The organism is Acetobacter sacchari (assembly GCF_017377715.1).
Lineage (GTDB): Bacteria > Pseudomonadota > Alphaproteobacteria > Acetobacterales > Acetobacteraceae > Acetobacter > Acetobacter sacchari.
Genome location: NZ_JAFVMF010000002.1, coordinates 301,484 through 308,876, shown reverse-complemented (window position 1 = coordinate 308,876; position 7,393 = coordinate 301,484). Strand labels below are relative to the sequence as shown.

The following is a 7,393-nucleotide window of genomic DNA, read 5'->3' as shown; positions in this document are numbered from 1 at the left end:
GGCGCCAATCTCATGCGCAGAAATGCTCACCCGTGATTTTCCAAACAGGCTCTTAGTGCCTGATGTTGCGAAAAAAATATCTGCTGACCCTGTATTGTTGGAACGTGCGACGCTAGAAATGATGGGAAATGCCTATATAAATCAAGAAAATAGAGAGTCTGTCGCTGAGGTGGCGCTTAAAGATGTCGTCGATAAACACGACGATCACTCTGAGTCGAACGAACCTCTGGACGAAGATTGGCTTAATATATTTTCGTCGTATGCTGAAAAAGCAAGTACCGAAAGAACGCGTCAACTTTGGGGACGTATTCTTTCAGGAGAAGTGAGGCATCAGGGTAGATTTTCACTGTCGACTTTACGTATATTATCAGAAATAGACAAAAAAATCGCAAATAATTTTTCAGAACATGCATGTTTATTTTTTTCAAATGGATCTTTGCCGTATTCAATAGAAAAAATAAATGAAAATGAAATTGATTTTATTGGTATGCAAGAGTGCGGAATTATAGACTCCTTATCTACAAATAGAAAAACAAATTTTACTCCAGACATGGATTTAACATGTTCTATTTCTATGGATAATATTTTAATAAATATTTTGTTTAGAGCAAAAATAACAGCGCACATTAACACTATTTTCTTAACGAAATCAGGGCGCGAATTGTGTCATTTAATCGATGCTGTGCCAAATATACAACGCCAAGCTCAAGCAGTTAGTGAGGCTATAAAAGAAAATCATATTATATCAAAATGCTCTATATTTGAAATTAAACAGGTAAAGGCTAATGGTTTTGTGGATTATTTCACACCAGCCATCATTGATTGGGAAAAATAAGAGCTAAATCGGAAGAAAAATTTTCGAGCTTTCTATGCTCATTTCGGGTGGTCGGAGGCAAGTAAATAGATTGTCGAGCTCTATAACATGAACCGATTGGCAGGGCCTTTACCGAAGACGATCAGACTTTAGGGAACGTTTCTGCGAACTTCACAGGAGATATCTTCATGGATATTTATAATGATTATTAAACGGACGTGAGAGAGATCGCAGGGCGACCATTACGAAAACATTTTCTAATTACGTCACTGCTCTATCCCAACTCCATCAAAACCGGCACATGATCCGAAGGCTGCGGCTTCGCCCGCTCATCCCGATCCGGCGCGGCGGCCGCCAGCCGCTCCGCTACGCGGGGCGACAGCAGCGCATGGTCGATCCGTATGCCCAGATCGCGGTTCCACGCCCCGGCCTGATAATCCCAGAACGTGTAGCAGTTCTCGTCGGGGTGCAGCGCCCGCACGGCGTCGGTCAGGCCGAGCCATAGCAGGCGGCGGAACGCGGCGCGGCTTTCCGGGCGAACCAGCGCGTCTGTCGCGCTCAGCGCGCCGGGGGCGAGGTCGCGTTCGGTGGGGCACACATTGTAATCGCCCGCGAACAGGAAGTCGGCGTCGGCGCGCAGCAGCGTTTCCGCCCGGCAGGCGAGCGCGTCAAAGAACTCAAGCTTGTTCTGAAAGCCTGCCTCGCCGCCGGAATTGCCATTGGTCAGATAGAGATTGCCGATGATCAGACCATCGGCCTCGACCTCGATATAGCGCGCGGGCGGCTCCGGGTCGGACAGGCCCGGCAGCTTCGTTTCGCGCAGTTCGACCGGGCGGCGGGAGAGCACGGCGACGCCGTTATACGATTTCTGGCCGACGACATGCGCCGTGTAACCCAGCGCCTCGAACGTATCCGCCGGGAACTGGTGCGCCTCGCACTTGATCTCCTGCAACAGCAGGACATCGGGCTGGACCCGTTCCAGCCAGTCCGCGACCAGAACCTGACGCTGGCGGACTGAATTGACGTTCCAGGTGGCGATCTTCATGGCGGCTCGTTTCAGGCGGCGGCTCCGGGGAGCCGGTGGGTCGTCGCCGTGGCGACCGCGATCCGCCCGCCCAAGGCCCGACAGCGATGGCAGCGCGCCGCCGTCCCGTCAACCCGAAGCGGGGCTGGTTCAGCCCGCCAGAGAGAAGCTGGTGCCGCAGCCGCAGGACGTGGCCGCGTTGGGGTTTTTGACCGAGAAATGTGCGCCCATCAGCTTGTCGGTGAAGTCCAGCTCCGCGCCCGCCAGCAGGTCGAGGCTGGCCGGATCGACCGTCACGCGCACGCCCTGTTTCTCGATCACCACGTCGTCGTCGGCGATCTCCGGGTCGATGCGGAATTCATACTGGAACCCGTTGCACCCCCCGGCGGACACTGCGACGCGCAACGCGGTCTGCGCCGCGTCGTCGCCGCGTTTGGCGATGATCTCGGCGATGCGCCGCGCTGCGGCGTCCGAGACGGAGAACTGCGCGGGGGCGAGGGTCTGATCTGCCTGGGTCATGGCTGGATAATGGGGTGTCGCATGGTCGTTGGGAAGGGTCGGGACACGGGGATTTTACGCCTGCCGCAATCCAGCCCTCCCGGTTTGTCGCGCCTGATGCGATTTGGCCGATGGCCGCGATGGCGGTAATCGGGTCTGCGACTTCCGCCAGCGCCCCGATCCGATGAGCCCCGCATGACCGCATCTTCCCCTTCCGACGCACGCGATGCGGACCTCGCCGCCCAGTACGAGGCCTACCCCTATCCCGAACGCAATCCGCGTGATGAGGCGAAGCGCCTGCTGATTGGCAGCCCGAGCCATCTGCGGGAGATCGACTACTGGGTCTTCGGCGCGCGCCGCCCCGCGAGCGCGCCGCTGCGCGCGCTTGTCGCCGGGTGCGGCACGGGGGACGGCGCGATCATGCTGGCGACGCACATGGCGCGGGCGGAGCGCGCGGGGGAGGTCGTGTGCGTGGACCGTTCCACCCATGCCTTGGGGATCGCAAAGGCGCGTGCGGAGGCGCGGGAACTGGGCAATATCCGCTTCGTGCAGGGCTCGCTGACGGAGATCGACGACCTCGCTCTCGGCGTGTTCGATTACATCGACTGCTGCGGCGTGCTGCATCATCTGCCGGACCCGTTGGCGGCGCTGAAGGGGCTTGAGCGTCATCTGGCGCCCGGCGGCGGCATGGGGCTGATGGTGTATGCGCCCTATGGCCGGACCGGCGTCTATATGATGCAGGAGGCGCTGGAGATTCTGGCGCCGTTTTCGGAGGCTCCGGCGAAGCGTCTGGAGACGACGAAGCGCGTCATGCAGAACCTGCCCGCCACGGCGTGGCTACGCCAGAACGGCAATTTTGGCGACCACCTGACCGGCGGGGACGCCGGGCTCTATGACCTGCTGCTGAACCCGCGCGACCGGGCCTACACGATCGGCGCGTTTCTCGATCTGCTGGACGAAGCGGGGCTGGAGCCGTCCTGCCTGATGGAGCCCGCGCGGTATGACCCGTCGCTGTTCCTGCCGAACCCGAAACTGCGGGCGCGGCTCGACGACCTGTCATGGCGGGCGCGGGCGAGCGTTGCGGAGGCGTTGACCGGCAACATGGCCACGCATGTCGCCTATGTGACGCGCAAGGGCGCGCGCGTGACGCCGCCTGATTGTTGTGATCCTGCTTCCGTGCCGGTTATGCGGGAGATACCGGGCGCGGAACTGGTGAAGCAGATACGCCCTGATGGCGTGCTGCCGTTCGCGTTCGGCACATTGACCGTTCCTGTCCCGCTGCCGCCGCTGGCGCGCAGGATTCTTCCGCTGATCGACGGGCGGCGCACAGTGAGGGATCTGGCGGAGGCGATGGCGGGGGGCGGCATATCCGAAGAAAAATTCTACAGGATATGGAAAGAGTGTTTCAAATCTCTTGAGGCCCTTAATCGCGTGCTGCTTCGACCGTCGACGTAGAAGGTCGGTGGAGGCTGTCGAGGCGGTGTTGAAACTGCGTTCGCAAACGCTCAAATGTAGCTGCAGTGTGTACCCGAGCGAGGTGGATGCCGTTCCTTTCCGCACAGGGAACCTCTCTATGCGTTGACTCTACCCGAACGGACCAGGTGTTCGTTCGCTATTTTTGTCCAAGAAGATTATGATTCATTTTTGAATGATTGCTTTAATTTCTCGGCGTATAAAAATCATCTCTTTCTGCGTAAAAAATTGAATGCATTGCGCAGCGGCGCGGTCAGTTTCCACGATGAAGACGCGCGTATGATGTCAATATCCTGTCTGGCTTGGAGCAATTCCTGCGCCAACCGTTCTTCGCGCGCACTACTATAAGGCTGTGCGTCCTGCTTTTTCACGCCCTCCAGCGTAGATCCCGCGCAAATGACCCGTCTGGTTTCGGAATTCAGCTCGGTGCAAAAGTTCTGCCGCAGCATATCTGGAACCGATGAAAATAGAAAATCATCCACCTGCATCGCGCCAAATTCGGCTTTGGCGTCTTCTGGCAGACCGTTCTTCCACTCCTCCATCTGCCAGCGCAGGGCGTGCAAGGGATGAAAATGCTCCGGCACGCTGCTCTGCGCGATATCAAACCACTTCTCAAAAAGACTGATATTTCCTTCAGGGGTAGCGTTGAAATAATGTGATGGATATCCGTGCACAGGCTGCAGGAATGGGTAATCGATCCGCACGATGCCGCCGGGCTTGAGCACGCGACAGATTTCCGCAGCCACTTCCCAAGGACGTCTTGTATGCTCCAGCGTTGCTGCGCAGAGCACAAAATCAAATTGAGCGTCGGCGAATGGAAGGTTTTCCCCAACGCACACCACATCGGTGCTCAGTGCGGGGAATACGTCTACATTCACCATCTGCTCGGTGACGGTGTCGCGTAAACCGGCCCCGACATCCAGAAACATCCAGTCAGGATGCTGTTTTTGCAGGCCGGAGATATAGTCGCCGTAATTATGAGCGGAAATCGGCGGAAAAGGCGGGATATGGAATTCCCGTTTTATGGCGTCCGTCATGTAATTGGCAGGCTGGCCATGTGCGCGTGGCGTAGTCGGCTTTTCGCGAAAGGCGATGCGATTGAGCTTGCGTTCCCGTATAACGCCAACAACATCCGGGTCCGCCGCTTGCATGCGTCCTTCGTACTGGCCATGCCGGGCGTAATGTTGAGCGGCGGGAAGCCCGCAAGAGGCTATATCCGGATTGGCCTGCCAGTAGGACAGATCATCTGCTGGAGTGTTGAAAACCGGTTTTTTGATCGTGGGCACTTCATTATAGGAACGGCTTGACATCCATTCTACCTCGTTAGACGTGCGCACTACAGTTTCGCTTTTCTGTCTGATCCGGTCTACTTAGCACATCGTTACAAAATGCTAAGGGGTTTTCCGAGATGTGCTTACGCTTCTCGGCGCGCTTCATATTTCGGGACATTGGATTCGACCGACATCGTCTTCGTCGCCAAGGGTGGCTTAATTCGTGAAGAATCCGCATTCCAGCGACGTGAGTAAGCTGGAGATGCTCGGTGTGTGACTCCATGCGTAGCGGGCGGCCCGGAAAGTGATGCGCCCGATCCGCGTCGCGCCGTGACCTGACGTATCGTGTGGACGGCCTTGTTGTGCGGTGATCTTGAGCCGTCGCCCCTATCCGCTAAGATCCCGCCGCCAGCAAGCTCTGCATCGTATTCTCCTTCGTGTCTTCAAAAACAAGAGCGCGCACGGCGGCGGGCAGGTCACGCCGATGCGGCAAGTCTGCCTCGATGCACCTTGCCAGCCGGGGAGCCATGTTTGCGGCGCGACGCGGGTCGGTCAGCCAGAAGCGAAGAAACGCCCTGATTCTGCGCGCCAGGGCGGACGGCGTGTGTCGATCCGCCTCCGCCTCGCGTAATTCGATGACGCCAAACCCGGCGACCATGATCGTCATATGACGTTTGAAATACGCGTTGCGATGTGCCGCGGTTAGCGTGGCGGTTCTGCGGACTGAACGGACAAGGCTGTCGGCGTTCGAGAGCAGCCACCGGGACGAATTCGGCGTTCTCCGCCGAGTTGCCAACCCACGCATGTTTTTCTCCGCCCAGGCGAGCGTCCGGCGCAGATGGTCGTCTGGACTGAAGACAAGGATATTTCTGAACATAAGGCCCGCAAATACGACGGCTCCGAGAAAGGCCGCAGTATTGTTAAGGAATGCCGATTCGTCATAGCGTCCCTGATTGGCTGGACCAATCAGGACCGGCAGAAACATGTTGAAAGAAAAAGCGTAGTTGACCAGACGCGGCGTACGCGCGGCAAGTCCGCCGATCACCATCGGGACGAGCAGCGCAAACGCCAGCATCTCCGGTGACGTCAGCAGGGGCATGACGAGCACGACGTAAATAGCCGCAACGAACGCGCATAATATCGCTCCTTTGGAAAAATCGCCTGAAGCGGATGACGGAGTTTCACGCGTCGCCAACAGCCCGTAAACCAGCGCGACGTTGAATATGAACGTAACGCCGTTGGGCCACGCAGTGACGATCCAGATCAGCGCGGCGGCGACCATCCCGGTCATGACGCGGGCCGCGTTCCGCGCGCCGTCGGTCGCCTGGCGGATGGAGCGGCGTGGAAACCGGAATCCGTCACGCCGGGCCGGATGCGCGATCGCGTCCACATGGCGGAGCGCGGAGCCCAGGCGCGTCTCGATCGTCGCCCGGTCGCCGTTCGCGCACGCCCGCGCAGTGGCCGCCAGAAGGTCCGCGATTGCCGCATGGGCGTGATCTGCGGCGCGAGGGGATTCTCGTCCCAACTCCAGCGCGTCGAATTCAATTCGCGCCGACGCAGTCATGATGTCCGCCAACAAGGCGCCGTCGACGGAGGCGTCCGTGAGTGAAGTCCGTCGCTGCTCAAGAGCGTGGCGGGTGGTGGCGATCACCCCGTGCATGCGGCTCAGAAGCGAGTGGCGCGCCCGCTGGTGCAGGTTGGGCGAGCAGAGCGCAGCCAGCAGCGCTTCGCACAGGATGCCGAGTTCGATGTATGTGCCGCGTGCAATGGCGATGGAGAACGCCTGATCAGGGTCCGGAATGGCGTCGACGGCTACAATCGCGGCGGTAAATCCTGCGACGAGCAGCCCGTAGCTGCGGTATCCGTCAAAAAAAGTCGCAAGCCCACAGCAAAGGGCGATCCATATCGAGAGCGCCATGAAGAAAAGCAACGCCTCCTGCGGGAACGCGGCGATCAGAACGACGCCAAGCCCACACCCGACCAATGTGCCGAGAAGACGCCAACGCGCCTTGGACAGCGACTCTCCGCGGGACGCCGTCGCCACGACCCAGACGCTGAGCGGCGCCCATTGGGGACTGCCAAGCTCCAGCTTCATGGCGATCAGGAGCGATAGTATCGCCGCGCAGGACGTTCGGATCGCGAAGCCGAAATCGGAGGCTGACGGCGCCAGAAGCCATTCCCACTTCCTCGCGCCGCCCAGTTCTCCGCTCTTGCCCACGTCCGCCATTCCCTCTGTCGCGGGCGGACCGTGGCGAAGGGACACGTCAGTGTCCAAGCCATTGTTTTGATGAGGTGATAGATCCTGCTTATGAT

The 7,393-nt window shown here is 58.5% G+C and carries 6 protein-coding genes; 2 read left to right on the top strand and 4 right to left on the bottom strand.

Annotation, left to right across the window (positions count from 1 at the left end):
* Positions 1 to 835, top strand: an 835-nt coding sequence (locus tag J2D73_RS02985) for a DUF2806 domain-containing protein (RefSeq protein WP_207879202.1), incomplete at its 5' end; no start/stop codon positions are given.
* Between the two features lie 253 nt (positions 836 to 1,088).
* On the opposite strand, the gene J2D73_RS02980 is transcribed toward J2D73_RS02985, so the two are convergent.
* The gene (locus J2D73_RS02980) at positions 1,089 to 1,859 is read right to left on the bottom strand and encodes an exodeoxyribonuclease III (protein WP_207879200.1); all 771 of its coding nucleotides are present in this window, start codon (positions 1,857 to 1,859) and stop codon (positions 1,089 to 1,091) included.
* A 129-nt stretch (positions 1,860 to 1,988) separates the two neighbouring features.
* Positions 1,989 to 2,357, bottom strand: a complete 369-nt coding sequence (gene erpA / locus J2D73_RS02975; protein ID WP_207879198.1) for an iron-sulfur cluster insertion protein ErpA — start codon at positions 2,355 to 2,357, stop codon at positions 1,989 to 1,991.
* Between the two features lie 174 nt (positions 2,358 to 2,531).
* Here erpA and J2D73_RS02970 point away from each other — a divergent pair, with 174 nt between their 5' ends.
* Positions 2,532 to 3,791, top strand: a complete 1,260-nt coding sequence (locus J2D73_RS02970) for a class I SAM-dependent methyltransferase (RefSeq protein ID WP_207879196.1) — start codon at positions 2,532 to 2,534, stop codon at positions 3,789 to 3,791.
* 224 nt (positions 3,792 to 4,015) lie between these two features.
* On the opposite strand, the gene J2D73_RS02965 is transcribed toward J2D73_RS02970, so the two are convergent.
* Together J2D73_RS02965 and J2D73_RS02960 are read right to left on the bottom strand one after the other, a co-directional pair.
* Complete coding sequence (locus J2D73_RS02965; RefSeq protein ID WP_207879194.1) at positions 4,016 to 5,119, bottom strand: methyltransferase domain-containing protein; 1,104 nt, start codon at positions 5,117 to 5,119, stop codon at positions 4,016 to 4,018.
* A 355-nt stretch (positions 5,120 to 5,474) separates the two neighbouring features.
* Positions 5,475 to 7,343, bottom strand: coding sequence for an FUSC family protein (locus tag J2D73_RS02960; protein ID WP_207879192.1), 1,869 nt, complete (start codon positions 7,341 to 7,343; stop codon positions 5,475 to 5,477).
* Between the last annotated feature and the right edge of the window lie 50 nt (positions 7,344 to 7,393).

Coding starts and splice junctions, on each gene's coding strand:
- J2D73_RS02980 (WP_207879200.1), bottom strand. CDS start 1,859: ATGAAGATCGCCACCTGGAACGTCAATTCAGTCCGCCAGCGTCAGGTT.
- J2D73_RS02965 (WP_207879194.1), bottom strand. CDS start 5,119: ATGTCAAGCCGTTCCTATAATGAAGTGCCCACGATCAAAAAACCGGTT.
- J2D73_RS02970 (WP_207879196.1), top strand. CDS start 2,532: ATGACCGCATCTTCCCCTTCCGACGCACGCGATGCGGACCTCGCCGCC.
- erpA (WP_207879198.1), bottom strand. CDS start 2,357: ATGACCCAGGCAGATCAGACCCTCGCCCCCGCGCAGTTCTCCGTCTCG.